Below are 23,371 nucleotides of genomic sequence, written 5' to 3' on the forward strand. Positions count from 1 at the left end.
TTTTTTCGGCAGCCTGGGCGGCTCGCCTTGGCGCGGGGGTGTTCCATTGTCGGGCAAGGCGTGCAAGACAGCCTGCGATGATGGCCAAGCTGATCCCTTTCGTTTCAACTGTTAACCACTCGGGCCCGGCGGCAAGGCCGCGGCGCGCGACGGCGTGGCGGCGCATGGCCACGGCGGCCGCCCTGGCGCTGGCCGCGCTGGGTGGGCCGGCCGTGGCGCAGGATAGCGAGGAAGCGGGCTTCCAGGGCTATCTGCAACTGCTCGCCGCGAAGGCGCGCGGGGCCGGGGTGCGGGAGCAGACGATTGCCAGCGTCCTGCCGGGGTTGACGTTCAATCCGCGCGTGATCGCGTTCGATCGCAGCCAGCCGGGCGCCGGATCGTCGGGCGGTACGCCTGCGTTCGAGCCCTATCGCCGCCGCCATGTCGATGCCGGGCGCATTGCCAAGGGCCGCCGCATCTATGCCGAATCGATGGGGCAGATCGGCGATATAACCCGCCGCTATGGCGTGCCCGGCCCGGTGATTCTGGCGATCTGGGGGCACGAAAGCAATTTCGGCAGCTACACCGGCGATTTCGATCTGCCGCGCTCGCTGGCCTCGCTGGCCTATGAAGGCCGCCGGCGCGAGTTGTTTGCCGATGAATTCATTGCAGTGCTCAAGATGATCGACCGGGGCGTGCCCCGGCAGAAGCTGGTGGGAAGCTGGGCCGGCGCCTTTGGCAACCCACAGTTCCTGCCCAGCGTCTATCTGCGCGTGGCGCAGGATGCCGATGGCGATGGGCTGGCCGATATCTGGTCCAACCGGGCCGATACCCTGGCCTCGATCGCCAACTATTTCCGCGATGCCGGCTGGCGGCCGGGCGAGCCCTGGGGCTTTGCCGTGACCGCGCCGGCCGGGCTGGACCGCAGCCGCCTGGGCACCACGCTGGCCAGCCCGCGCTGCCCCCAGGTGTTCGCCCGTCACAGCCGCTGGCGCACGCTGCGCGAATGGCGTGCCTTGGGAATCACGCCCCAAGCCGGTGTGTGGCCCGCCGGTGACGATACCCTCGCCACGTTTTTCGAGCCGGACGGGCCGGGCCGCACCGCCTATTTGCTAACCGGAAATTATCGAGTCATCCTCGATTACAACTGTTCGAACTTCTATGCCCTTTCCGTTGGATTGCTCGCCGATGAAATCAGCCGCTAGCCGCTTGTTGCTGACCGCCGCCGCTCTGGCCCTTTTTCCGGCAGCGGGCGGCGGCCTTGCCCTGGCGGCCGCGCCACCGACCGCAAGCGGACCGGTCACTGGTCCGGCAGCGGATTATCCGATGGTCCTGGGCGCGCCGTTCGCGGTGGATGGGGTGACCTATACCCCCGCTGACACGCTGAACTATGATGCCGTTGGCTATGCCGTGCCCGATGCTGAAGGCGGTGGCGGGATCAGCGGATCGCACCGCACGCTGCCTTTGCCCTGCTATGTCGAAGTGACCTCGCTGGACAGCGGGCGGACCATCCTGGTGCGCCTGGAGCGGCGCGGGCCGATTCAGGGCGATGGGCTGGTGGCGCTGTCGCCGGGCGCCGTGGCGCAACTCGGGCTGAGCGGAGCCCATGCCCCGGTGCGCGTGCGCCGCGTCAATCCCCCCGAAGGCGAACGCGCCCTGCTGCGCAGTGGCCAGCAGGCGCCCGCGCGCATGGACACGCCGCCGGGGCTGCTGACCGCGCTCAAGCGCAAGCTCGGCATCCTGCCCCCGGCCGATCCGCGCCCGGAAACGCTGGCGGCGGCGCTGGCCGGGCAGGCAGCACCGGCGGCGATGCCCCAGGCCAAGCCCATTGCGGCTGCCCCGGCGCCGAGCGCCAGGCCGATCGTGCGCAACACAACGCCGATGCCCGCGCCGCGCCCGTCGGTGCCGGCACCGAGCGCGCCTGTTGCCAAGGCACCTGCCGCCAAGCCTGCCCCGCAACCGGTGGCAAAGCCCCAACCCAAGCTCCAGCCCAAGCCGGAACCAAAACCTGCACCGGCCGCCAGCCACGGCAGCTATCTCGTTCAGGTTGGCGCCTTTTCCACCCGCGCCAATGCCGAAAAGGCCGCGCGCGAGGTGGGCGGCTCGGTCACCCCGGCGGGCAAGTTCTTCCGCGTGCGGATCGCGGCGGGTTCACAGGATGATGCCAAGGCGGCTCTGGGCAAGGCGAAGCGGGCGGGCTATGCCGATGCGCGGATCCAGCGCGCGCCCTAGGGCGATTGGCGCCGGTCTGCCGCTCAATTCAGGGCTCAATTCGGGGTTTTGCTTGCGCCGTCTGCTTTCCATTGCCGTTGCCGCTGCGGCGCTTGTCGCCGTGCCTGCCCATGGCATGAAGTCTCCGCACGTGGTGGTTTCGGCCGATCCGGCGCGCCCGCCCGAAGTGGTCGCGCCGATCGCGCTGCTGATTGACGTCAATTCCGGCCGCGTGCTGTTCGAGCGGCAATCGCACCGCCGCTTCGTGCCCGCGTCGCTGACCAAGATCATGACCAGCTATGTCGCGTTCGAGCTGGCGTCGCAGGGCAAGCTCAAGCTGGATGCGGTGTTCCCGATGCGGCCGGAAACGTTCCGCCAGTGGCACGGCGTGGGCAGCACGATGTTCCTGGAAAACAACAGCCAGACGCGGGTGGCAGACCTGCTGGAAGGGATCGTGACGGTGTCGGCCAACGATGCCTGCGTGGTTCTGGCTGAAGGCGTTTCGGGCAACGTGCCGGGCTTTACCGCGCTGATGAACGCGCAGGCCCGCGCGCTGGGCATGCGCGACACGCATTACAACACGCCCAATGGCTGGATGGATGAAGGCCGCACCTATGTTTCGGCGGCAGACCTCGCCACGCTGAGCACCGCGCTGATCACCCGCCATCCCGATTTCTATCGCCGCTTCTATGGCCACGAAACGATGATCTGGAACGGCATCGAGCAGCGCAACCACAACCCGCTCTATGGCGTGGTGGCCGGGGCCGACGGCGTGAAGACCGGCTTCACCAACGAGGCGGGCTATGGCCTGGTCGGCTCGGCCCAGCGCGGCGGGCGGCGGCTGATGATGGTGATCGGCGGCTATGATCGGCCGCAGGACCGCGCCCGCGATGGCGCCGCGCTGCTCGAATGGGGTTTTGCCGCGTTTGACGAGACGCCGCTGTTTGCCGCCGGCGCCCATATCGGCAGCGCGCGGGTGCAGGGCGGCACGGCAACGAGCGTGGGCCTGGTCGCGCCCCGGCCGCTCGCCCTACTCGTGCCGCATGGGCAAAAGGTGCGGCCCACGCTCTCGATCCGCTACAAGGGACCGCTGCGCGCGCCGATTGCCAAGGGGCAGGATGTGGCCGTGCTGGTGGTGCGCGCGCCGGGCCAGCCCGAAGCACGCCTGCCGCTGGCTGCGGCCGAGGCCGTGCCGGCCGGTGGTGTGCTTGACCGTCTGCGCAATGGCTTTGCCGCGATGGTGGGGCAATGAGCGGATCGCTGCCCAACGGCCGTTTTATCGTGTTTGAAGGCGGGGAAGGGGCCGGCAAGTCCACCCAGGCCCGCCGCTTGGCCCAGGCGCTGGCCGCGCGCGGCATCGGCGCCGTGCTCACGCGCGAGCCGGGCGGCACGCCGGGCGCCGAGGCGATCCGCAACTTGCTGCTCAGCACCGAGGGCGCCGGTTGGGGCGCGCGGGCCGAAGCCCTGCTGTTTGCCGCCGCACGGGCGGACCATGTGGAGCGGTTGATCCGCCCCGCCCTGGCGCGCGGCGACTGGGTGATCTGCGACCGCTTCATCGACAGCAGCCGCGCCTACCAGGGCGGCGGCAATGGCCTGTCCGATGCCGAGGTCATGACCCTGCATGCCATCGGCAGCGAAGGCCTGCTGCCCGATTGCACGATCCTGCTGGAGCTTCCCGCCGAAGAAGCCGCTGCGCGCTGCGCCGTGCGGGACCAGGGCCAGGCCGACCGGATCGGTGGCCGGGACGCAGCCTATCACGCCCGCGTCGCCGCCGCGTTCGCCGGCTTTGCCCAGGCCGATCCGGCGCGCTTCGCCCGGGTCTCTGCGCTGGGGACGCCGGAAGAGGTTTCGGCGCGGATCGAAGACGTGCTGGCGAGCTGGATGCCGCCGGCATGCTGATCGGGCACGAGCAGCCGTGGGAAACTTGGCGTGCAGCGATGGCGGGCCAGCGGATGCACCATGGCTGGCTGCTGGCCGGGCGCGAGGGGCTGGGCAAGGCGAGCTTCGCGCTGGAAGCCGCAGCGGCGCTGGTCGCGGAAGCCGGTGTGCCGCAACCGCCGGCGCAGCAGCATCCCGACATCCTCGTGCTCGAACCGCTGCCCGCCAACGACGACGAAGCCAAGAAGCGCGACGACGGCCGCCCCTATGCCCGCAAGCGCAACATCAATGTGGAACAGATCCGCACGATGCTGCATCGCCTGCACACCCGGCCGACCCTGGGCGCGCGGCGCGCGGTGATCGTCGACGCCGCCGACCACCTGGAAAAGGGCGCGGTCAACGCACTGCTCAAGGGTCTGGAAGAGCCGCCGCAGGGCACGTTTTTCCTGCTCGTCGTCCACCAGCTTGGCCGCCTGCTGCCCACGGTGCGATCGCGCTGCCAGGTGCTGCGCTTCCGCCCGCTGGAGCCGCAGGAAATGGACCGGGCCGTTTCATTGGCCGCGCCGGAACTGGATGCAGAGACACGCAGCGCGGCGATTGCCGTGGCGCATGGTTCGCCCGGGGCCGCGCTAATGTTTGCCGCCCACGATCTCGGGCGTCCGCTCGCGCTGCTGCGGCAGATTCTGGGCAGCGGCGATCCTGATCTCTCGCTGCGCGCCGAACTGGGCAACGCGCTGGGCGCCCGGCCCGATCGCGAGCGGTTGCTGGCCACGATCGAGGCCGCACGCACCGTGCTGACCGAGGCTTTGGCGCAGGCCGGCGCGGACAACCGCCTGAAGATCATCGCAGCGCATCAGCATCTGGTGGACCTGGCGCGCGAAGTGCCGACGCACAACTTCGAGCCCGCGTTGCTGGTTATGGAAATCGGCGGGTTGCTGGCGCGCGCCGCGCGGACTAGAGCGGGGGCAACATCCCGCTGAAGGAAGCGACTGTCGCCATGGGCGAACCTTATTACATCACCACTGCCATTTCCTATCCCAACGGCAAGCCGCACATCGGCCACGCCTATGAAGCGATTGCCGCCGACGTGATCGCGCGGTTCCACAAGGCGATGGGCCGCGACGTGCGGTTCCAGACCGGGACCGACGAGCACGGCCTGAAAATGGCCCAGAAGGCGCGCGAGCTGGGGCTGACGCCGGCCGAGCTGAGCGACCAGATGTCGCAGCATTTCATCGACATGGCCCAGGCCCTGAATGTCAATTATGACGTGTTCCTGCGCACCACCGAACAGCGCCACCACGCCGCCAGCCAGGAAATCTGGAAGCGGATGGAAGCCAATGGCGATCTCTATCTCGATCGCTACGAAGGCTGGTACTCGGTCCGCGACGAGGCCTATTACGACGAGAGCGAGCTGGTCGAGGGGGAAGGGGGCGTCAAGCTTTCGCCCCAGGGCACCCCGGTGGAATGGACCGTGGAGGAAAGCTGGTTCTTCCGCCTGTCGAAGTATCAGGACAAGCTGCTCGCGCTCTACAGCGAAAACCCCGATTTCATCCGCCCCGAGGCGCGCCGCAATGAAATGGTGGCGTTCGTCTCGCAGGGCCTGCGTGATCTTTCGGTTTCGCGCACCAGCTTCGATTGGGGCGTGAAGGTTCCGGGCAGTGACAACCACGTGATGTACGTGTGGGTCGATGCGCTGACCAACTATCTCACCGGGCTGGGCTGGCCGGAAGAAACCGATGCCTTTGCAAAGTATTGGCCGGCGAACCTGCATCTCATCGGCAAGGACATCGTGCGGTTCCACACGATCTATTGGCCCGCCTTCCTGATGAGCGCGAACCTGCCGGTGCCGCACCAGGTGTTCGGCCACGGCTTCCTGCTCAATCGCGGGCAGAAGGAGTCGAAGTCGCTCGGCAATGTCACCGATCCTATCGCGCTGGCCGAAACCTTTGGCGTGGATGCCGTGCGCTATTTCTTCATGCGCGAAGTGGCATTCGGCCAGGACGGCTCGTGGTCGCCCGAAGCGATCGTCACGCGCTGCAATGCTGAGCTGGCCAACAGCTATGGCAACCTGGTCCAGCGCGTGCTGTCCATGATTTTCAAGAACATGGATGGTAAGCTGGAGACCTTTTCGAGCGTCGAGGCGGATGACGCGCTGCTCGCGCACGTTCACGACGCCTGTTCGGTCGAACTGCCCCGCGAATTCGCATCCTTGAACTTTTCAGGCGGGATCGATGCGTGGATGCGTGCCGTCTTTGCCTGCAACGCCTATATCGACGAGCAGGCGCCGTGGACGCTGCGCAAGACCGATCCGGAACGGATGCGCGCCGTGTTGCTTACTCTGTTCATGGCCATTCGCGATCTCACCATTGCCATTGCCCCGATCGTGCCCACGGCGGCGGGCAAGGTGCTGGACCAGTTGGGCATTCCCGCGGACCAGCGCGGCTATACCGCGTTTGCCCATGCCGGTTGGTACATGGAGCGCGTCGCCACCGGCGAAGCCCTGGCGCAGCCGGTCGGCGCATTCCCGCGCCTTGAACTGCCGGCCGAGGAAGGCGCAAGCGCCTGATGCTGATCGATTCCCATTGCCACCTCATCTATGAAGGACTGGTGGACCGGCAGGCCGAAGCGCTCGCGGCTGCGCGGGCGCGCGGTGTGCGCGGCTTCCTCAACATTTCCACGCGCCAGCGCGAGTGGGAGGATGTGGTCGCCGTCGCCTATCGCGAGCCGGACGTCTGGGCCAGCGTCGGCATTCACCCCCATGAGGCCGATGGGCACGCCGATCTGGGCGCAGCGGTGCTGGCTGCTGCCACCGCCGATCCGCGCGTGATCGGCATCGGGGAAACCGGGCTCGATTACTATTACGATCATTCGGATCGCCAGGTGCAGCAGGACTTGTTCCGTGTGCACATTGCCGTGGCCCGCGAGACCGGGCTGCCGCTGATCATCCACACCCGCGATGCGGAGGATGACACGCTGCGCATCCTGACCGAGGAAATGGGGAAGGGGGCCTTCCCAGCCCTGATCCATTGCTTCACCGCGAGTGCAGAGTTCGGCCGTGGCGTACTCGACCTGGGGCTGACGATTTCCATTTCGGGCATCGTCACCTTCAAGAACGCCAAGGACTTGCAGGCCTTTGTTGCCGGCATTCCCGATGATCGCCTGCTGGTGGAAACCGATGCGCCGTTCCTGGCGCCGATCCCGCACCGGGGCAAGAAGTGCGAGCCAGCCTTCGTGGCCGATACGGCCGCCTTCGTGGCGGGCTTGCGCGGGGTCTCGCTGGAGCAGTTGGGCGCCGTGACGACCGACAACTTCTTCCGCCTGTTTACCAAGGCGGAAAGGCCCGCGCCATGAAGCTGGTCATGCTGGGTTCCGGCACGTCGACGGGCGTGCCGCGCATCGGCAACGACTGGGGCGATTGCGACCCGGCCGAACCGCGCAACCGGCGTACCCGCGTGGCGATCGTGGTGGAAGGCGCCGATGGCTCGCGCATCCTGGTCGATACACCGACGGACTTGCGCCAGCAGTTGCTGGCCACCGAAATCGACCGCATCGACGGCGTGGTCTGGACTCACGACCACGCCGACCACACCCATGGCATCGACGATCTGCGCCCGCTGCGCATGGGCCGTGGCGCGCCGATCCCGGGCTATGCCGCCGATGAAACGGTGCGGCGCCTGCGCCAGCGGTTCGGCTATGTCTTCGCCGGGCAGCACGGCTATCACACGATCTGCAATCTCGATAATCTCGACCGCGTCCGGATGGTTGCCGGGATCGGCATCAGCCATTGCCAGATGGCCCATGGCCCGGCGCAATCGACCGCGTTCCGGTTCGACCAGAATGGCAAGTCCATTGGCTATGCCACCGATTTTTCTGAAATAAACGCCGACATGATCAACCTGTTCTATCGGGTTGACGTGCTGGTGGTCGATGCCTTGCGCCGGCAACCGCATCCCACGCACGCGCATCTGGGCATGGCGCTGGAACTGGTCGAAGCCTGCCGCGCGAGCCAGGCCGTGCTGACGCATCTGGACAAGTCCATGGATTACCGGGCGCTGTGCAGCGAAACGCCCGATCACGTGCAGCCGGGCTACGACGGCCTGGAAATAACGCTGTGAGCATCAGCCTGTGAGAATAGCGCCATGATCACGCCGGACCGCATTGCTGCGCTGATCGGACTGATCATGGCGCTGGTGTTGGTTTTGCGGAATAGCGCACTACGCGGCGTGCGCTGGAGCGCGCGTTTGCAGATGGTGTTCATCTGGGCCGTGATCATCGTGTTGACCGCGTTGGTCTATAGCTGGTTGGCACAGCGCTGAGCGCGCTCCCTCCAAAACTCATTTTACATAATACTTATTATGATCCTTAAGGATGGCGCCAGCGGCGGTGGCTGCTACACCGCCGTGCCGTCCAGAATCTGCTTCAGCGCCGCCACGTGCTCGGCAAAGCGCACGCGCCCCTTGCTCGTGATCCTGGCCCAGGTCCGTTGCCGCCATCGAGTATCGCTGACCGGGCCTGCCTGAGCACGGTCATGACCTGAAGCCGCGCGGCGCTTGCAGCAAAGGTTCGAGTGCGTCGATCGTGGTCGTGGCCACGATCAAGCCTCGCGCATTTCGCGCACGAAGATGCGCTGCCAAACCACGCTGCCCCAATAGCTCAACGCAAAGGTCAAGATCCCCAAGGCTACGTTGATCGCAGGATGGCCGCCATGCATTCTGGTCCAGACGCTCATGCCATAGACAGCGGCAAGTCGCTCAGATCGCGTTTTGCAGAGGCAATGGCACCAAGGGCAGCGCGCGCTTCATCCTGTGCGATTGCGGTTATGAGGGTTCCTCACTTTCCATAGTGGCAAGTGATGGCTTTCCAGCCTGGAAAGTTGCCTCGGGATGGTCCGCCCTTCCCCTTCCCTGCGCCCTTCCCCTGCCCGGCCTGTTGGTGTTTTCGTCTGTCCGCTCAAACCGTGTGAAATGTCAGGTGATGCATTGCGGGGAATTTACTGAATAGCCGATCATCAATTAAATCGATCCTATACAAAACGAATTACTGCCATGATATTTGCGGAATCAGTTTGATTTCAACTCTGTTCATAATAAGTATTATGTAAATAAATTCAACTATACCAGTCACTTATAGTTATTTCAAGCGCTGTTTCACGGTTGATTGCTGACAACGAGGCGTCTTGCCAGAGCATGGGCCTGCCGCCTAGATCGGCAGAATGACCGAGCAGAACACCGCCCTCGCCGCCTCATCGCCATCCCTTGCCCGCCTGCTGGCGATCATGGCCCGCCTGCGCGATCCGCACGGTGGCTGCGAATGGGATCTGGCACAGGATTTCGCCTCGATCGCGCCCTATACCATCGAGGAAGCCTATGAAGTGGCCGATGCGATCGAGCGTAACGACCTGGCCGCTTTGCGCGAGGAACTGGGCGATCTGCTGCTACAGGTGGTGTTCCACAGCCGCATGGCCGAGGAAGCCGGGCATTTTGCGTTCGACGACGTGGCCGCCGCGATTGCCGACAAGATGGAGGATCGCCATCCGCATATCTTTGGCGGCGAGGATGACCACGGCCAGTCACGCGAGGAGCGCTGGGAAAACCGCAAGGAGGCCGAGCGGACCGCGAAGGGCGCACAGAGCGCGCTGGACGGGGTGGCGCTCGCCCTGCCCGCGTTGATGCGCGCGGAAAAGCTACAGAAGCGCGCCGCGCGCGTCGGCTTCGATTGGCCCGACACCGCCGGGCCGGTCGCCAAAGTGATCGAGGAACTGGACGAGCTGGCCAGGGCCGACGATGCCGCCGCCCGGCTCGACGAAGCGGGCGACCTGCTGTTCGCCGCCGTCAATGCCGTACGGGCCTATGGCATCGCCCCGGAAGACGCGCTGCGCCACGGCAATGCCAAGTTCGAGCGCCGCTTTCGCGCTATGGAAGCACTGGCCGGCGGGGCTTTCGCCTCGCTCGACCTCGCTAGCCAGGAAGCGCTGTGGCAGGCGGTGAAGCGGTCAGAGCGTGGTGAAACGGCCGATATCGGCAAGGCTTAACCGCACGCTGAGCCGCAGCGCAGCGCCGTCGTCGCTGGGTTCCTCGCGCAGCACTTCGCCATGGGCGTGAAGCCAGGCAAGGCGTTGGCCATCGCTGACCGGCACGGTGAGTTCAAGAATCTGCGCGCCGCCGGTCAGAATGTCGTTGAGCAGGTTGAGCAGCGTGTCGGTGCCCTCCCCGGTCATGGCCGAGATCGGCACGACTTTCTCCTCGGGCACGCCTTGCGCGATCATCGCTTCGCGCATTGCGCGGTCTTCGGCAGACAGCAGATCCCACTTGTTCCACGCCTCGACGATGGGGATCGCGCTGCCCCCTTCCCCGATCACGCCGAGATCGGCGAGGATTTCCTCCACCTCGGTCTTTTGCTGGGTGGTGGCGGGGTTGGAAATGTCGCGCACGTGGACGATCACGTCGGCGGCGGTCACTTCCTCCAGCGTGGCACGGAAGGCAGCGACGAGTTGCGTCGGCAGGTCGGAAATGAAGCCCACCGTGTCGGACAGGATCGCCTTTTCCACGCTGGGCAGGCGGATCGCGCGCATCGTGGGATCGAGCGTGGCGAAAAGCAGGTCTTCGGCCATCACGCCGGCGCCGGTCAGGCGGTTGAACAGGGTGGATTTGCCGGCGTTGGTATAGCCGACCAAGGCAATCACCGGCCAGGGCGCGCGCTGGCGCCGCTCACGGTGCAGCCCGCGCGTGCGGCGCACTTGCTCCAGTTCGCGGCGCAGGCGGCCCATGCGGTTGCGGATCATCCGCCGGTCGGCCTCGATCTGGGTTTCCCCCGGGCCGCCGAGGAAGCCGAAGCCGCCGCGCTGGCGCTCGAGGTGGGTCCACGAGCGGACCAGGCGCCCGGCCTGGTAATCGAGATGGGCGAGTTCGACCTGGAGCCGCCCTTCGGCCGTCGCCGCGCGTTCCCCGAAAATTTCGAGGATCAGCCCGGTGCGGTCGATCACCTTGCGCTTGAGCTTGTCTTCCAGATTGCGCTGCTGGATCGCGGACAGCGAACCATCGACGATGACCAGTTCGGCCTCGTTCTGCGTGGCGCTGACGGCCAGGCGCTCCACCTGGCCTTCACCGAACAGTGTGCCCGGCCGCACCGCCCGGATCGGGACGATGAACGCATCGACCACCTCGATACCGATGGCGCGGGCCAGGCCCTGCCCTTCTTCCAGGCGCGCTTCTGCGTCTTCGCCCAGGCCACCGCGCTGGCGAATATCGGGCAATACGACAATGGCGCGCGCGCCACGGGTGACTTCGCCTTCGATGTCACCCGCGTTGCGGCCGAATTCAAACGTGCTCAGTTCGCTTCGCCTTCCCAATCGCCGGTCAGGTCGACATGGCCCGCAGGCTGGATCGTCGACACGGCATGCTTGTAGGCAAGCTGCACATAGCCTTCGCGTTCCAGCAGCATGCAGAAAAGATCATAGGCCGCAACCTTGCCCTGCAACATCACGCCGTTGACCAGGAACATGGTAACCTGCACGCCGGCATCGCGCACGCTCGACAAGAACACTTCCTGCAACAGGCGCTTCTTGCCGTTGTCGTCCCCGCCGCCCTGGAAATGCGCAACCGAAAGCTGCTGGCCGGGCATGATCGTGGAGATCGCATGCTTGTAGACAAGCTGCGACTGGCCGTCGCGACGCAGCAGGATCGAGAAGTTGTCGAACCAGGTGACGATGCCCTGCAACTTGACGCCCTTCACCAGGAACATGGTGACGGGAATCTTGTTCTTGCGCAGGTGGTTAAGGAACACGTCCTGAAGGTTCTGGCCCTTCACCGCTCCGCCCGTGGGGGCCGGCGTGGCAGCAGGTGCAGCCGCCTCTACAGGGGCGGCGGTTTCAGCCTTGGCCCGAGGGCGGGCGGACAAAGTCTTTCCGGTCATTCGCGTGACTCCGTTGTATTGGCGCCCCCCGTGGTGGGGCGGCGCGATCTGGCCCACGATCATTGCGGTGCAAGATGACACCGCGATGGCCATGGGCCGGCTTCAAAGCCTGTCTTATGGCTGCTTCGCCTCCGCGTAAACCGGGTTTTTGTCGCAAACCTTCGCGTCTGCGCAAAAGAGCCGGCGAATGGGCGATCAGTCCTCGTCCTCGTCCTCGCGCCGTTCGGCCATGCCGAGCAGCTTGAGTTTGCGATGGAGGGCCGAGCGTTCCATGCCGATGAAGCTGGCGGTCTTGGAAATGTTGCCGGAGAACCGGCGGATCTGCACCTTGAGGTATTCCCGCTCGAAATTCTCGCGCGCCTCGCGCAGGGGGACGCCCATCAGCGCCGATGTGCCGGTGTCCGCGCCCAGGCGGGTGGAGACGATCTCGGCCGGGAGCATGTCCGCCTCGATACGCGCGAGGCGTTCGCGCGGGGTCAGGATGATCGTGCGTTCGACCACGTTGCGCAACTGGCGCACGTTGCCCGGCCAGTCATAGCTTTGCAGCGCGGCCATCGCTTCGGGCGTGATGCCCGGCGGCGGGATGCCCTGCTCGCTGGCGTGGCGGGCAAAGAAATGGTCGGCGAGGGCGGGAATGTCGTCGCGCCGGTCGGTCAGCGGCGGGATCGCCACGGGCACCACGTTGAGGCGATAGAACAGGTCTTCGCGGAAGCGGCGCTCGGCGATTTCCTTTTCGAGCGGGCGCGACGAGGACGAGACGACCCGCACATCGACGCGGATCTGACGATGGCCGCCCACGCGCACAAAGGCCTGCTCGGTCAACACGCGCAGGATGCGGGCCTGGCTTGATGGCGGCATGTCGGCCACTTCATCGAGGAACAGCGTGCCGCCGTCGGCCATTTCCAGAAGGCCGGCGCGCACCAGTTTGCCATCGGCTTCCTCGCCGAACAGTTCCTGCTCGAACCGTTCCGGGGTGATACGCGCGGAATTGACGGTGATGAAGGCGTTCTGGGCGCGCGGGCTCCAACTGTGCAGCAGGCGCGCGGCCACTTCCTTGCCCGATCCGGCCGGCCCGGTGATCAGCAGGCGGCTGCCGGTGTTGGCCACGCGCTTGAGCGTGGCGCGCACCTGGTTGATCGCGGCGGAATTGCCGGTGAACTCTTCCGAAGCGACAAAGCCCTGACGCAGGCGCTGGTTCTCGCGACGCAGGCGCTCGGTTTCGGTCGCGCGTTCGACCAGCAGCAGCAGGCGCTCGGCCTCGAACGGCTTTTCCAGGAAATCCATGGCGCCGCGGCTGATTGCCGAAACCGCCGTATCGATGTTGCCGTGGCCCGAGAAGATGATCACCGGAAGTTCCGGTTCGCGCTTCTTGATCTCGTCCAGCACTTCCAGGCCATCCATCGGGCTGCCGTGGAGCCAGACATCGAGCAGCACCAGGCTGGGCCGTCGCTCGTCCACGGCGGCCAGGGCCGAAGTGCTGTCGGCGGCCAGGCGGCAGCCATAGCCTTCGTCGCTGAGCACGCCCGCAACGAGTTCGCGGATGTCACGTTCATCGTCGACGATCAGGATATCGAGAGCCATGGGAGAGTGTGCGTCCTGTGGAAAAACCTGGTGGAATCCTGTGGGGTGACTGGGGATCAATCGGGCATGTCAATGCGGAACCGCGATCACGCTTTCGCTGGCCGGGGTGATCGCAGGCACGCCCAAACCGGCCTGGGCGATGGGATCGCGGGCAAAGCGCATGGTCACGCGGGTGCCGCCATCGGGCTCGCCGGCGAAAGCCATGTCGCCACCATGTTCCTCGACGATCTTGTTGACGATCGCGAGCCCCAGGCCGGTACCCTTTTCGCGCGTGGTGACATAGGGTTCGAGAATGCGCTCGCGGTCTGCGGGCAGCCCCACGCCATTGTCGATCACGGTCACCGTCACCACGGCGGCATCGGCTTCCAGCAGCACGGCGATGCGACCGCGATAATCGAGGTCGGACACCTTGGCGCGCTGCTGCTCGATCGCTTCGACCGCGTTCTTGAGCACGTTGGTCATCACCTGGCCGAACTGATGGCGATCGCACTGGAACGGCAACGACGGCGCTTCGCTGGTGAAGCTGAAGCTGACATCGGAATGTGCCACTTCCTGGAGGAACAGCGCCTGGCGTACCAGGTCGTTGGCATCCTCGCTGCGGAATACCGGCTTGGGCAGGCGCGCGAATGACGAGAATTCGTCGACCATCTTGCGCAGATCGCCCACCTGGCGAATGATCGTGGCGGTCAGTTCCTCAAACAGTTCGGGATCGGTGAGAATCTGGCGGCGATAGCGCCGCTTGAGCCGTTCGGTGGCAAGCTGGATCGGGGTGAGCGGATTCTTGATCTCGTGCGCGATGCGGCGGGCGACGTCGGACCAGGCGGCGCGGCGCTGGGTGATCAACTGGCGGGTGATATCCTCGAAAGTAATCACGTGGCCATGGCGATCGGCGCGGGCCTTGACCGCAAGCGTCAGCAACTCGCCCTGGCGGGCATATTGCACGATGCCGCTGCTTTCCCCGCTGGCGACGAGTTGTGCAATCTGCGGCGCGATTTCCGCCAATGTGCGCCCGTCGGCGGAGACGCCGGGGTCTTCGAGCAGCAGCTTTTGCGCCGACGAGTTCATCAACTGGATCGTGCCGTCCGGCCCGACCGAGACGATGCCGGCGGTGATCGATTCCAGCACGGTTTCGATGAACACGCGGCGCACGTCGAGCTGGGCATTGGCATTGACCAGCGCCTGGGTCTGCCCTTCAAGCTGGGCGGTCATGCGGTTGAACGCGCGGGTCAGCATGCCGACTTCGTCGATGTTCTTGACCGGCGCCACGCGCATGGCAAAGTTGCCGCTGCCCACGCTGCGCGCGGCCTTGACCAGTTCGGCCAGCGGCGCAACCTGCCGATCGGCAAAGCGCAGCGCGACCCAGACGGCGAGCACGACCAAGGCCAGGCTGATGATGAACAGCGCGATGTTGAAGCGCAACTGGATCGCGCGCGCGCTGCGGCTGAGCACGTCATAGGCCGAGAGCACGCTCTTGGCCCGCTCGAACTGGCTGAGCGCGAGCTTGTCGGAATTGCGCGCGACATAGAGATAGATGCCGCGCTGGTGGTCGATGCTGGTAACCGCCTCGATCCGCTCGGCCGAAGCCTTGACCACGACCTGTTCGCCGGCGTCGAGCTTCTTCAACTCGTCGGGCGTGATCCGCTCGCGATCGTCCTTGACGTTGGGATCGACGATGGCGGCCGTGCGCAAGGTGCCGTCGCGGGCGCGTTCGATGATCGCGCTCTCGTCCATCTTGCGGCTGTAGACCTGCCAGGAATAGCCGGCGAGGAAATCCTGGCTGGTGATCGGCGCCTGGTCGAAATAGCCGCGCACGTCGCCGGCCATGGCGACGCTTTCGCGGCCGACATCGCGCAGCTTGTCGGCATAATAGCCGCGCGCCAGGCTGCTGGCGTTTTCCAGCATGCCACGGGAATCGTTGGAAAACCAGAATTCCACGCCGGACTGGAACAGCAGCGAGGCAAAGATCACCACCAGCAGCGTGGGGATCGCCGCGATCAGCGAGAACAGCCAGACGAGGCGCACATGCAGCCGCCCGCTGGTGCCCAGGCCACTGCGCGCGGCGCGGGCCAGGGCGAGGCGGCGCCCGGCCAGCACGATCAGCGCCATGGCCGGAACCAGCGAGCCGATCAGCAGCACCGAGGTGAGCCGCGCGGGCAGCAACTGGTTGGCGGCGCTGTTGGCACTCACCGTCTGCCACGACACCGCGAGCATGGTGATCAGCGCCGTGCCGGCGGTCATTTCCAGCAGCAGGAACACATTGGCGCGACGCAGGGCCACCAGCAGCCGCCGCCACCAGCGGGGCATTCGCTTGCCCGAACGTGTTGCATTTGCGACCATCGTGGCACCTTTACAACGCCGCTGTTGCAGAATTGCAAGTGCTTTTATGACAAACCGGGGCACGCTTTCGCCGCCCCGCAGCCGCTAGCGCGCACCCAGCGCATCCTCTGGCGCGATGCCCAGTTCGACCAGGCGCTTGCGCAAGGTGTTGCGGTTGATGCCCAGCACTTGCGCGGCGCGAAGCTGGTTGCCCCCGGTCTGGGCCAGGGCATGGAGGAACAGCGGTCGCTCGAACGCCGCCAGGGCAGCGTCATAGAGCGTGCCCGGCTCGGGCCGCGCCTGCGCCAGGAACGCCTCAAGCGCAGAGGCGAAGTCCGCCGGCATGGGCGCTGCTGCACCGACATCGCTTTCGCTGGGGCGCTGCCCGGCGCCGTCGCCGGCCAGCAGCGGCTCGATCGTGGCCTCGTCGATCACGTCGTCGCGCGCGAGCAGGGCCAGGCGGAAGATGAAATTGCGCAATTCGCGCACGTTGCCGCGCCAGGGCTGGCGCGCGAGCAGCGCCGCGCCGGAAGCCGACAACTGGCGGCGCGGAAGCCCCTCGGTGGCGGCGCGGGCGAGGAAGTGGCGCGAGAGCGCTTCCACGTCGTCGGCCCGGTCGCGCAGCGGCGGCAGTTCGATCGGCACCACGGCGAGGCGGTAATAGAGGTCTTCGCGGAACGTACCGGCGGCGATCATCGGCACCAGATCGCGGTTGGTGGCCGCGATGATCCGGCAATCGAGCGCGATTTCCTCGGTCCCGCCGACGCGGCGGATACGCCCTGATTGCAGCGCGCGCAGCAGGCGGGTTTGCGCCTCGAGCGGCATGTCGCCGATTTCGTCGAGAAACAGGGTGCCGCGCGCGGCCTGTTCGAACTTGCCGATCTGGCGCGCCACGGCGCCGGTGAAAGCGCCTTTCTCGTGGCCGAACAGCTCGCTTTCGATCAGCTCGTGCGGGATGGCGGCGGTGTTGACCGCCACGAACGGACCCTCGCGCCGGTTGCCGAGCTGGTGGATCGCTTCGGCCACCAGTTCCTTGCCGGTGCCGGATTCGCCCAGGATCAGCACGGTCAGATCGTTGCGCAACACGCGCGTGATCATGCGGTAGACCGCCTGCATCGCCGGGCTGCGGCCAACCAGTGGCAGGCCCTGCCCCAGGTCTTCGGCAGCGTCGGGCAAGTCGCTGCCTTCGCTGCTGCCCACGGCCTGGCGCACGGTGCGCACCAGTTCTTCCAGATCGAACGGCTTGGGGAAATATTCGAAAGCGCCGGTGTCGCTGGCCCGCACGGCGGTATCGAGCGTGTTCTGCGCCGAAAGGATGATCACCTGCATGCGCGGAAAGGCCGCGCGCACGGGCGGCAGAGTCTCGATGCCATCGCCGTCGGTCAGCATCACGTCGGTGAGCATCAGGCCATAGGCCTTGGACGCCAGCAGGCAATCGCGCCCGGCGATGCTGTCACAACGATCGACGTGGAAACCTTCGGCCTCCAGCGCGGCTGTGATGACGATGGCGATCGAGGAATCGTCCTCGACGAGGAGAATGGAGTCTTTCATGGCGTCAATCGTTCTGGACCGTGCCCGCCACGGGCAGGTGCAGGCGGAAATGCGTCCAGCCCCCGGCCTCGTCGCGATCGTGGGTGATGCGCCCGTTCATTTCGCGCACCAGTTTCTGCACCAATGCCAGGCCCAGCCCCTGCCCGTTCTTCTTGGCGGTGACGAACGGTTCAAAAATGTGGTCGCGCAAGGCGGGATCGATGCCAGGGCCATTATCACTGACCCGCACTTCGATCGGCAGACGCAGCGGCTTGCCCGCGCGCGAATGGACCTGGATACCGCTGGCGAAGCGGGTGCGCACCACGATGCGGCGGTCGCCCTGCCCTTCGCAGGCCTCGCGCGCGTTGGTCATCAGGTTGAGCAGCACTTGAACCAGCGCGTCGGGATTGGCGGTGACCGGCGGCAGCGAGGGATCGAATTCCTCCCGCACCATGACCCCGCCCGGATCGCTGGCGGCGATCACCGCCTGGGCGCGGCGCACCGCCTCGTGCAGGTTGCAGGGCAAGGCCGGCTCGCGAATGCGGCGGGAGAGCGACTGCATGTGATCGATCAGCTTGGCAATGCGATCCACTTCCGCCGTGATCAGGCCGGTGAGCGCGCGGTCCGCCTCACCCAGCTTGCGATCGAGCAGTTGCGCGGCGCCGCGAATGCCGGCGAGCGGATTCTTGATCTCGTGCGCCAGCACTTCGGGCGCGCGCAGGGCGCCGGTTTCGCCCGCCCCGGCGCCGGGCACATCGTCGCTGAGCCCCTCGACCCCGCTCATTTCGTGCAGCACCAGCATCTGCCAGCCCGGATGATGCTGCACCGGCGCAGTCATCACATCGAGCGCGCGGGCATTGCGGCCCGGCAGCGCCACGCGCACGCGCCGCGCCACCAGATGCGTTTCGGCATCGGCCAGGCGGCTCATGATCAAGGGCTCTTCAAAGGCGAGCACATCGGTCAGCGTCTTGCCGACCAGGCGCCGGGCACCCTGGCCGAGCAATTGCTCGGCCGCCGGATTGACGGCAGAAATGGTCATGTCGGGCGCCAGCAGCAGCACCGCCAGCGGAAAGCTGGCAATCATGCGCTTGGGATCGGGCCGCACCAGATGCTCGGCGCGGGCGCGGTCCAGCCCTTGGGTCATGCCGCTTCGCGGTGGTGCAGCGGTGCGTAGAACGCTTCGAGATTGTCGAGCACCGTGGCGGCATCGTCGATGAAGTTGACGCGGTTGCGGAATTCGGCCGAACCGGGCAGGCCCTTGGTGTACCAACCCAGATGCTTGCGCGCCATGTTGACGCCGGTAACCGGCCCATAGTGTTCGAGCATGGCGTGATAGTGCTCCACGATCAGGCGGTACTGCTCCTCGATCGTGGGATCGGGGCGGACCTCGCCAGTTTGCAGCCAGTGCATCACCTGCCCCAGCAGCCAGGGCCGGCCATACGCGCCGCGCCCAATCATCACGCCATCGGCGCCGCTTTGCGCCACGGCCTGGGCCACGTCCTCGATCCCGCAGATATCGCCGTTGACGATCACGGGGATGGAGACAGCATCCTTGACCTTGCGGACGAACGCCCAGTCGGCGCTGCCCTTGTACATCTGGTTGCGGGTGCGGCCGTGCACGGTGATCATCTGCGCGCCGATATCCTGGGCGATCCGCGCCAGTTCGGGGGCGTTGAGACTGTCATGGCACCAGCCCATGCGCATCTTGACCGTGACCGGCACCTTGACCGCCTTGACCGTCGCTTCGATCAGGCGGGCGGCCAGCGGCACTTCGCGCATCAGGGCCGAGCCGGCGTAGCCGTTGACCACCTTGCGCACCGGGCAGCCCATGTTGATGTCGATGATTGCGGCGCCGCGATCTTCCGAAAGCTTGGCCGCTTCACCCATCTGTTCGGGGTCGCAGCCGACAAGCTGCATCGACACCGGCTCTTCGGTGGGGTGCCAGGCCCACTTCTGGATCGACTGGCGCGTTTCGCGGATCGCGGCCGGGCTGGCGATCATCTCGGTCACGTTGAGGCCCGAACCAAAGCGCCGTACCATCAGGCGGAACGGCAGATCGGACACGCCGGTCATCGGCGCCAGAACCACCGGGCAGCCGATGCGCACGGGGCCGACGTCGAGCGGGGCGAGAACGGGGGGAACGGGAACCTGGGTCATGATCGCGTGAAACTGCCTAAAAAACAGGCAGCCCTTAGTCCAAACGCGCGGGTGGAGCAAGCCGCCCGTCGCCCTGCCAAAAGGCGCCGCTTGGCTTCCCCGTGCCCTGCTGGTAGAGGCGCACCCCGAATGACCCCCACCCTTCCCCTTTCCTGCGATCCTGCCCAGCCTCCGGCCAACACTCCGGTCGCCGCCATCGTGGTGGCCGCTGGCAAGGGCCTGCGCGCAGGCGGCACGGTGCCCAAGCAATTTGCCTTGTGGCATGGCAAGCCGCTGGTGCGCCATAGCGTGGAATCGCTGATTTCCGCCGGTATCGCACCCATCGTCGTGGCCATTCCGCAAGGCTGGGAAACGGTGGCGGCGGCGGCCTTGCAGGAACTGCCGGGCATCGTCTTTGTGCATGGCGGGGCGACGCGGCGGGAATCGGTAGCGCTGGCGCTGGAAGCACTGGCCGAGGATGCCCCCGCGCACGTGCTGATTCACGATGCCGCCCGCCCGATCCTGCCGCGCGCGGTGATCGAGGGACTGGTGGCTGCGCTGGAAACCGCGCCGGGCGCGATCCCGGTGCTGCCGGTGGTGGACAGCGTGGTGCGCGGCAGCGATGGCCTGCGCCGGGCCGCGGTGGAGCGCGACGGTCTCTATCGCGTGCAGACCCCGCAGGCCTTTGACTATGCCGCCATTCTTGCTGCCCACAGGGGCTGGACCGGCGGCGCCGAAGCGGGTGACGATGCCCAGGTGGCCGAAGCAGCGGGCCTGCCCGTGACGCTGGTGCCGGGCGACGAGGCCTTGCGCAAGGTGACCTTTGCCAGCGATCTGGAGACTGCCGCGATGCCTGTTTCGACCTTTCCTCGCACCGGCATGGGGTTTGACGTGCACCGCCTGGTGGCCGGAGAGGAGCTGTGGCTGTGCGGCGTGAAGATCGACCACAGCAAGGGCCTGGCCGGGCACAGCGATGCCGACGTGGCGATCCATGCGCTGGTCGACGCGCTGCTTGGTGCGATTGCCGCCGGCGATATCGGTGATCATTTCTCGCCCTCCGATCCGCAGTGGAAAGGCGCCTCGTCCGATCGCTTCCTGGCCCATGCCGCCAAGCTGGTGACGCAGAGCGGCCACGCGATTGCCCATGTCGACGTGACGATCATCTGCGAAGCGCCCAAGATCGGGCCGCACAAGGCCGCGATGCGCGCGCGCCTGGCCGAAATCCTGCACCTGCCCCTGGAGTGTGTGAGCGTGAAAGCAACAACGACCGAGCGCCTCGGCACGACCGGGCGCGGCGAAGGCATTGCCGCCCAGGCCGTGGCCACGGTGGTGCCGCAATGATCCGCGCCACTGCTGCCACGCTCGCGCTCGGCGCCTTGCTTTCCGCTCAGGCGGCGCAGGCCGCCACGCCGCCCGCGTGCCTGGAAAGCGCCGAGGTCAACGCGATGGTGACTTATGCCCTGCCGGCGGTGATGGACAGCGCCATGACCTTTTGCGCGCCGCATCTGGCGCCGCAGGGCTTTTTCGCGCGCGAGGGCCAGGGCCTGGTGCAGCGCTATGCGCAGGCCAAGCCGGCTGCCTGGCCCCGTGCCAAGGCCGCGCTGCTCAAGCTGGCGCAGACCGACAAGGATCCGACCATCGCGCAGATGGCCCGCCTGCCCGACAAGGCGCTACAGCCCTTTGCCGACGGCATGCTGGGCCAGATCGTGACCGAAGGGCTCAAGCCCGAAACCTGTGGACCGCTGGAGCAGATGACGCGCCTGCTGGCGCCGCTGCCGCCGGAAAACACCGCCGGCCTGTTCACCCTGATCATCCGCATGGTGGAAACGCTATCGCGCAAGCCGGGCGCGCAGCCTCGCAAATCCGGGCTGCCGCTCTGCCCGGACACTCTGTAAACCGAAAGCACGTCCATCATGCCCCCCGAAACCGATTCCATTCTCCCGCGTGACATCGTGGCGCTGGCCCAGCGCGTGATCGATGAGAACCGCAAGCTCGGCCGCACGGTCGCCCTGGCGGAAAGCTGCACCGGCGGCATGGTCGCGGCCGCCCTGACCGAGATCGCGGGCAGTTCGAGCGTGCTCGATCGCGGTTTCGTGACTTATTCCAACGAGGCCAAGCACGAGTTGCTGGGTGTTTCGATGGATGTGATCGACGCGGTGGGCGCGGTTTCGGTGGCCACGGCCTGGTCGATGGCGCAAGGCGCGCTGGCCCATTCGCGCGCCGACGTGGCCGTGGCGATCACCGGCATTGCCGGGCCGGACGGCGGATCGGAGCAGAAGCCGGTCGGCACCGTGGTGTTCGCCCGCGCCCATCGCGGCCAGAACCCGGAAGACATCATGGCCGAAACGCGCCTGTTCGACCAATGCCGCACGCGCAGCGCGGTGCGCCACCAGGCAACGCTCTGCGCGCTGGAACTGCTGCTGCCGGTCAGCGAGTAAGCCGATCGCGCCGGGGCGTGGGCACCGGCCCGCCACCCCCCGGCGCAATCGTCAGGCCAGGCTGGCCACCCAGGGGGCAATGTCCGCCTTGGCGCGTGTGGTATAGGCTTCCTTGCGCACCTTCTTCTTGATCGCGGGATCGACCGGCGGAAACAGGCCGAAGTTCACGTTCATCGGCTGATAGGTATCGGCCTCGGCATCGCCGGTGATGTGGCCCAGCAAGGCGCCCAGCGCGGTGGTGGTGGGCGGCGGCGTCCATGCCCGCCCAGCCAGTTCGGTGGCGGCCATCAGGCCCGCGAGCATGCCGACAGAGGCGCTTTCGACATAGCCTTCGCAGCCGGTGATCTGCCCGGCAAAGCGGATGTGCGGCGCCGATTTCAGGCGCAACTGCCGGTCCAGCAGCGTGGGCGAATGGATGAAGGTGTTGCGGTGCAGCCCGCCAAGGCGCGCGAACTCGGCATTTTCCAGGCCGGGAATGGTGCGGAACAGCCGCACCTGCTCGGCATGCTTGAGCTTGGTCTGGAAGCCGACCATGTTCCACAAGGTGCCCAGCTTGTTGTCCTGGCGCAGTTGCACCACGGCATAGGGCCAGCGCCCGGTGCGCGGGTCGTCCAGCCCAACCGGCTTCATCGGGCCAAAGCGCAAGGTGTCTTCGCCACGCTCGGCCATCACCTCGATCGGCATGCAGCCATCGAAATAGGGGGTGTTGGCCTCCCATTCCTTGAACACGGTCTTTTCACCGTCGAGCAGCCCCTGGCGGAACGCCTGGTACTGCTCCTTGTTCATCGGGCAGTTGATGTAATCCTTGCCGGTGCTTTCCGGGCCGGCGGCCTTGTCCCACCGGCTGGCCATCCAGCACACGTCCATGTCGATCGAATCGCGATAGACGATCGGGGCAATGGCATCGAAGAACGCCAGGCTTTCCGCGCCGGTGGCCGTGCCGATGCTGCTGGCCAGCGAGGCGGCGGTGAGCGGCCCGGTGGCGACAATCACCATGCCCTCGGCGGGCAGCGTGTCTACCCGCTCGCGCACCAGTTCCAGGTTGGGCAGTTCGCGCAGCGCCGCTTCCACAGCGGCGGAAAACACGTCGCGGTCCACCGCCAGGGCAGAGCCTGCCGGAACGCGCGCCTTGTCGGCGGCGGCCATGATCAGGCTGTCGCAGCGGCGCATCTCGTGGTGGAGCAGGCCGACCGCGTTTTTCTCGTCGTCATCGGAGCGGAACGAGTTGGAGCAGACCAGCTCGGCCAGGCCATCGCCCTGGTGCGCGGCGGTGGTTTCGCCGCTGCCGCGCATTTCCGACAAGCGCACGCGAAAGCCGCGCCGGGCCAGCTGCCAGGCCGCCTCGCTGCCGGCCATGCCGCCGCCGATGATGTGGATCTGATGAGTCATGC

General features: G+C 66.5%; 22 protein-coding genes. 13 read left to right on the top strand and 9 right to left on the bottom strand.

Annotation, left to right across the window (positions count from 1 at the left end):
* Positions 1–164 precede the first annotated feature (164 nt).
* The 9 genes from IE191_RS00850 to IE191_RS00890 are packed head-to-tail and all read left to right on the top strand — an operon-like array spanning position 165 to position 8,384.
* On the top strand, positions 165–1,184 hold the full coding sequence (locus IE191_RS00850; RefSeq protein WP_191322450.1) for a lytic murein transglycosylase: 1,020 nt from the start codon (positions 165–167) through the stop codon (positions 1,182–1,184).
* Entirely contained in the window at positions 1,168–2,211 is a 1,044-nt protein-coding gene (locus IE191_RS00855; RefSeq protein ID WP_191322451.1) for an SPOR domain-containing protein, read from the top strand. Before IE191_RS00850 ends, IE191_RS00855 begins: the two co-directional genes overlap by 17 nt.
* A 52-nt stretch (positions 2,212–2,263) precedes the next feature.
* Complete coding sequence (locus tag IE191_RS00860) at positions 2,264–3,442, top strand: D-alanyl-D-alanine carboxypeptidase family protein (protein ID WP_229815007.1); 1,179 nt, start codon at positions 2,264–2,266, stop codon at positions 3,440–3,442.
* Positions 3,443–3,450: 8 nt separating this feature from the next.
* Positions 3,451–4,089, top strand: coding sequence for a dTMP kinase (gene tmk / locus IE191_RS00865; RefSeq protein WP_191322674.1), 639 nt, complete (start codon positions 3,451–3,453; stop codon positions 4,087–4,089).
* Positions 4,083–5,048, top strand: a complete 966-nt coding sequence (locus IE191_RS00870) for a DNA polymerase III delta subunit-related protein (RefSeq protein WP_191322452.1) — start codon at positions 4,083–4,085, stop codon at positions 5,046–5,048. The genes tmk and IE191_RS00870 overlap by 7 nt, the downstream gene beginning before the upstream one ends.
* Positions 5,049–5,065: 17 nt before the next feature.
* On the top strand, positions 5,066–6,634 hold the full coding sequence (metG, locus tag IE191_RS00875) for a methionine--tRNA ligase (protein WP_191322453.1): 1,569 nt from the start codon (positions 5,066–5,068) through the stop codon (positions 6,632–6,634).
* On the top strand, positions 6,634–7,419 hold the full coding sequence (locus IE191_RS00880) for a TatD family hydrolase (protein ID WP_191322454.1): 786 nt from the start codon (positions 6,634–6,636) through the stop codon (positions 7,417–7,419). Before metG ends, IE191_RS00880 begins: the two co-directional genes overlap by 1 nt.
* The gene (locus IE191_RS00885) at positions 7,416–8,183 is read left to right on the top strand and encodes an MBL fold metallo-hydrolase (protein WP_191322455.1); all 768 of its coding nucleotides are present in this window, start codon (positions 7,416–7,418) and stop codon (positions 8,181–8,183) included. Before IE191_RS00880 ends, IE191_RS00885 begins: the two co-directional genes overlap by 4 nt.
* Positions 8,184–8,207: 24 nt before the next feature.
* Entirely contained in the window at positions 8,208–8,384 is a 177-nt protein-coding gene (locus IE191_RS00890) for a hypothetical protein (RefSeq protein WP_191322456.1), read from the top strand.
* Positions 8,385–8,662: 278 nt separating this feature from the next.
* Here the strand turns inward: IE191_RS00890 and IE191_RS21230 are convergent, their stop codons facing one another.
* A complete protein-coding gene (locus tag IE191_RS21230; RefSeq protein ID WP_268249406.1) occupies positions 8,663–8,797 on the bottom strand; it encodes a hypothetical protein in 135 nt (44 codons plus the stop codon).
* A 483-nt stretch (positions 8,798–9,280) separates the two neighbouring features.
* Between IE191_RS21230 and mazG the strand changes: the two genes are divergently transcribed.
* Complete coding sequence (gene mazG / locus IE191_RS00895; protein ID WP_191322457.1) at positions 9,281–10,099, top strand: nucleoside triphosphate pyrophosphohydrolase; 819 nt, start codon at positions 9,281–9,283, stop codon at positions 10,097–10,099.
* Here the strand turns inward: mazG and hflX are convergent.
* The 7 genes from hflX to dusB all read right to left on the bottom strand — a co-directional run bounded on the left by hflX (position 10,061) and on the right by dusB (position 19,563).
* Positions 10,061–11,398, bottom strand: a complete 1,338-nt coding sequence (gene hflX, locus IE191_RS00900) for a GTPase HflX (RefSeq protein ID WP_191322675.1) — start codon at positions 11,396–11,398, stop codon at positions 10,061–10,063. The genes mazG and hflX overlap by 39 nt on opposite strands.
* Complete coding sequence (gene hfq / locus IE191_RS00905) at positions 11,395–11,979, bottom strand: RNA chaperone Hfq (RefSeq protein WP_191322458.1); 585 nt, start codon at positions 11,977–11,979, stop codon at positions 11,395–11,397. Before hfq ends, hflX begins: the two co-directional genes overlap by 4 nt.
* Before the next feature lie 195 nt (positions 11,980–12,174).
* A complete protein-coding gene (gene ntrX, locus IE191_RS00910) occupies positions 12,175–13,560 on the bottom strand; it encodes a nitrogen assimilation response regulator NtrX (RefSeq protein ID WP_191322459.1) in 1,386 nt (461 codons plus the stop codon).
* 69 nt (positions 13,561–13,629) lie between these two features.
* A complete protein-coding gene (locus tag IE191_RS00915) occupies positions 13,630–15,864 on the bottom strand; it encodes a sensor histidine kinase (protein WP_229815008.1) in 2,235 nt (744 codons plus the stop codon).
* Between the two features lie 117 nt (positions 15,865–15,981).
* The gene (locus IE191_RS00920) at positions 15,982–17,427 is read right to left on the bottom strand and encodes a sigma-54-dependent transcriptional regulator (RefSeq protein WP_191322461.1); all 1,446 of its coding nucleotides are present in this window, start codon (positions 17,425–17,427) and stop codon (positions 15,982–15,984) included.
* A 4-nt stretch (positions 17,428–17,431) separates the two neighbouring features.
* A complete protein-coding gene (locus tag IE191_RS00925; protein WP_229815009.1) occupies positions 17,432–18,550 on the bottom strand; it encodes a two-component system sensor histidine kinase NtrB in 1,119 nt (372 codons plus the stop codon).
* Complete coding sequence (dusB, locus tag IE191_RS00930) at positions 18,547–19,563, bottom strand: tRNA dihydrouridine synthase DusB (RefSeq protein ID WP_191322462.1); 1,017 nt, start codon at positions 19,561–19,563, stop codon at positions 18,547–18,549. The genes IE191_RS00925 and dusB overlap by 4 nt, the downstream gene beginning before the upstream one ends.
* 129 nt (positions 19,564–19,692) lie before the next feature.
* Between dusB and IE191_RS00935 the strand changes: the two genes are divergently transcribed.
* Genes IE191_RS00935 through IE191_RS00945 form a run of 3 tightly spaced genes read left to right on the top strand, consistent with a single transcriptional unit; the run spans position 19,693 to position 21,980 of the window.
* Positions 19,693–20,883 carry a bifunctional 2-C-methyl-D-erythritol 4-phosphate cytidylyltransferase/2-C-methyl-D-erythritol 2,4-cyclodiphosphate synthase gene (locus IE191_RS00935; RefSeq protein ID WP_191322463.1) on the top strand — a complete coding sequence of 397 codons (1,191 nt, stop codon included), beginning with the start codon at positions 19,693–19,695 and terminating at the stop codon, positions 20,881–20,883.
* Positions 20,880–21,437, top strand: coding sequence for a hypothetical protein (locus tag IE191_RS00940; RefSeq protein ID WP_191322464.1), 558 nt, complete (start codon positions 20,880–20,882; stop codon positions 21,435–21,437). Before IE191_RS00935 ends, IE191_RS00940 begins: the two co-directional genes overlap by 4 nt.
* An 18-nt stretch (positions 21,438–21,455) precedes the next feature.
* On the top strand, positions 21,456–21,980 hold the full coding sequence (locus IE191_RS00945; RefSeq protein ID WP_191322465.1) for a CinA family protein: 525 nt from the start codon (positions 21,456–21,458) through the stop codon (positions 21,978–21,980).
* Between the two features lie 51 nt (positions 21,981–22,031).
* On the opposite strand, the gene trmFO is transcribed toward IE191_RS00945, so the two are convergent.
* On the bottom strand, positions 22,032–23,369 hold the full coding sequence (trmFO, locus tag IE191_RS00950; protein ID WP_191322466.1) for a methylenetetrahydrofolate--tRNA-(uracil(54)-C(5))-methyltransferase (FADH(2)-oxidizing) TrmFO: 1,338 nt from the start codon (positions 23,367–23,369) through the stop codon (positions 22,032–22,034).
* Positions 23,370–23,371: the final 2 nt, after the last annotated feature.

It is taken from the genome of Novosphingobium pokkalii, assembly GCF_014652855.1.
GTDB classification, from domain to species: Bacteria; Pseudomonadota; Alphaproteobacteria; order Sphingomonadales; family Sphingomonadaceae; genus Novosphingobium; species Novosphingobium pokkalii.

Bases quoted from the DNA above. Each gene is read 5' to 3' on its own strand.
- IE191_RS00850 (WP_191322450.1), top strand. From the start codon at position 165: ATGGCCACGGCGGCCGCCCTGGCGCTGGCCGCGCTGGGTGGGCCGGCC.
- IE191_RS00855 (WP_191322451.1), top strand. From the start codon at position 1,168: ATGAAATCAGCCGCTAGCCGCTTGTTGCTGACCGCCGCCGCTCTGGCC.
- IE191_RS00870 (WP_191322452.1), top strand. From the start codon at position 4,083: ATGCTGATCGGGCACGAGCAGCCGTGGGAAACTTGGCGTGCAGCGATG.
- metG (WP_191322453.1), top strand. From the start codon at position 5,066: ATGGGCGAACCTTATTACATCACCACTGCCATTTCCTATCCCAACGGC.
- IE191_RS00880 (WP_191322454.1), top strand. From the start codon at position 6,634: ATGCTGATCGATTCCCATTGCCACCTCATCTATGAAGGACTGGTGGAC.
- IE191_RS00885 (WP_191322455.1), top strand. From the start codon at position 7,416: ATGAAGCTGGTCATGCTGGGTTCCGGCACGTCGACGGGCGTGCCGCGC.
- IE191_RS00890 (WP_191322456.1), top strand. From the start codon at position 8,208: ATGATCACGCCGGACCGCATTGCTGCGCTGATCGGACTGATCATGGCG.
- IE191_RS21230 (WP_268249406.1), bottom strand. From the start codon at position 8,797: ATGAGCGTCTGGACCAGAATGCATGGCGGCCATCCTGCGATCAACGTA.
- mazG (WP_191322457.1), top strand. From the start codon at position 9,281: ATGACCGAGCAGAACACCGCCCTCGCCGCCTCATCGCCATCCCTTGCC.
- hfq (WP_191322458.1), bottom strand. From the start codon at position 11,979: ATGACCGGAAAGACTTTGTCCGCCCGCCCTCGGGCCAAGGCTGAAACC.
- ntrX (WP_191322459.1), bottom strand. From the start codon at position 13,560: ATGGCTCTCGATATCCTGATCGTCGACGATGAACGTGACATCCGCGAA.
- IE191_RS00915 (WP_229815008.1), bottom strand. From the start codon at position 15,864: ATGCCCCGCTGGTGGCGGCGGCTGCTGGTGGCCCTGCGTCGCGCCAAT.
- IE191_RS00920 (WP_191322461.1), bottom strand. From the start codon at position 17,427: ATGAAAGACTCCATTCTCCTCGTCGAGGACGATTCCTCGATCGCCATC.
- IE191_RS00925 (WP_229815009.1), bottom strand. From the start codon at position 18,550: ATGACCCAAGGGCTGGACCGCGCCCGCGCCGAGCATCTGGTGCGGCCC.
- dusB (WP_191322462.1), bottom strand. From the start codon at position 19,563: ATGACCCAGGTTCCCGTTCCCCCCGTTCTCGCCCCGCTCGACGTCGGC.
- IE191_RS00935 (WP_191322463.1), top strand. From the start codon at position 19,693: ATGACCCCCACCCTTCCCCTTTCCTGCGATCCTGCCCAGCCTCCGGCC.
- IE191_RS00940 (WP_191322464.1), top strand. From the start codon at position 20,880: ATGATCCGCGCCACTGCTGCCACGCTCGCGCTCGGCGCCTTGCTTTCC.
- IE191_RS00945 (WP_191322465.1), top strand. From the start codon at position 21,456: ATGCCCCCCGAAACCGATTCCATTCTCCCGCGTGACATCGTGGCGCTG.
- trmFO (WP_191322466.1), bottom strand. From the start codon at position 23,369: ATGACTCATCAGATCCACATCATCGGCGGCGGCATGGCCGGCAGCGAG.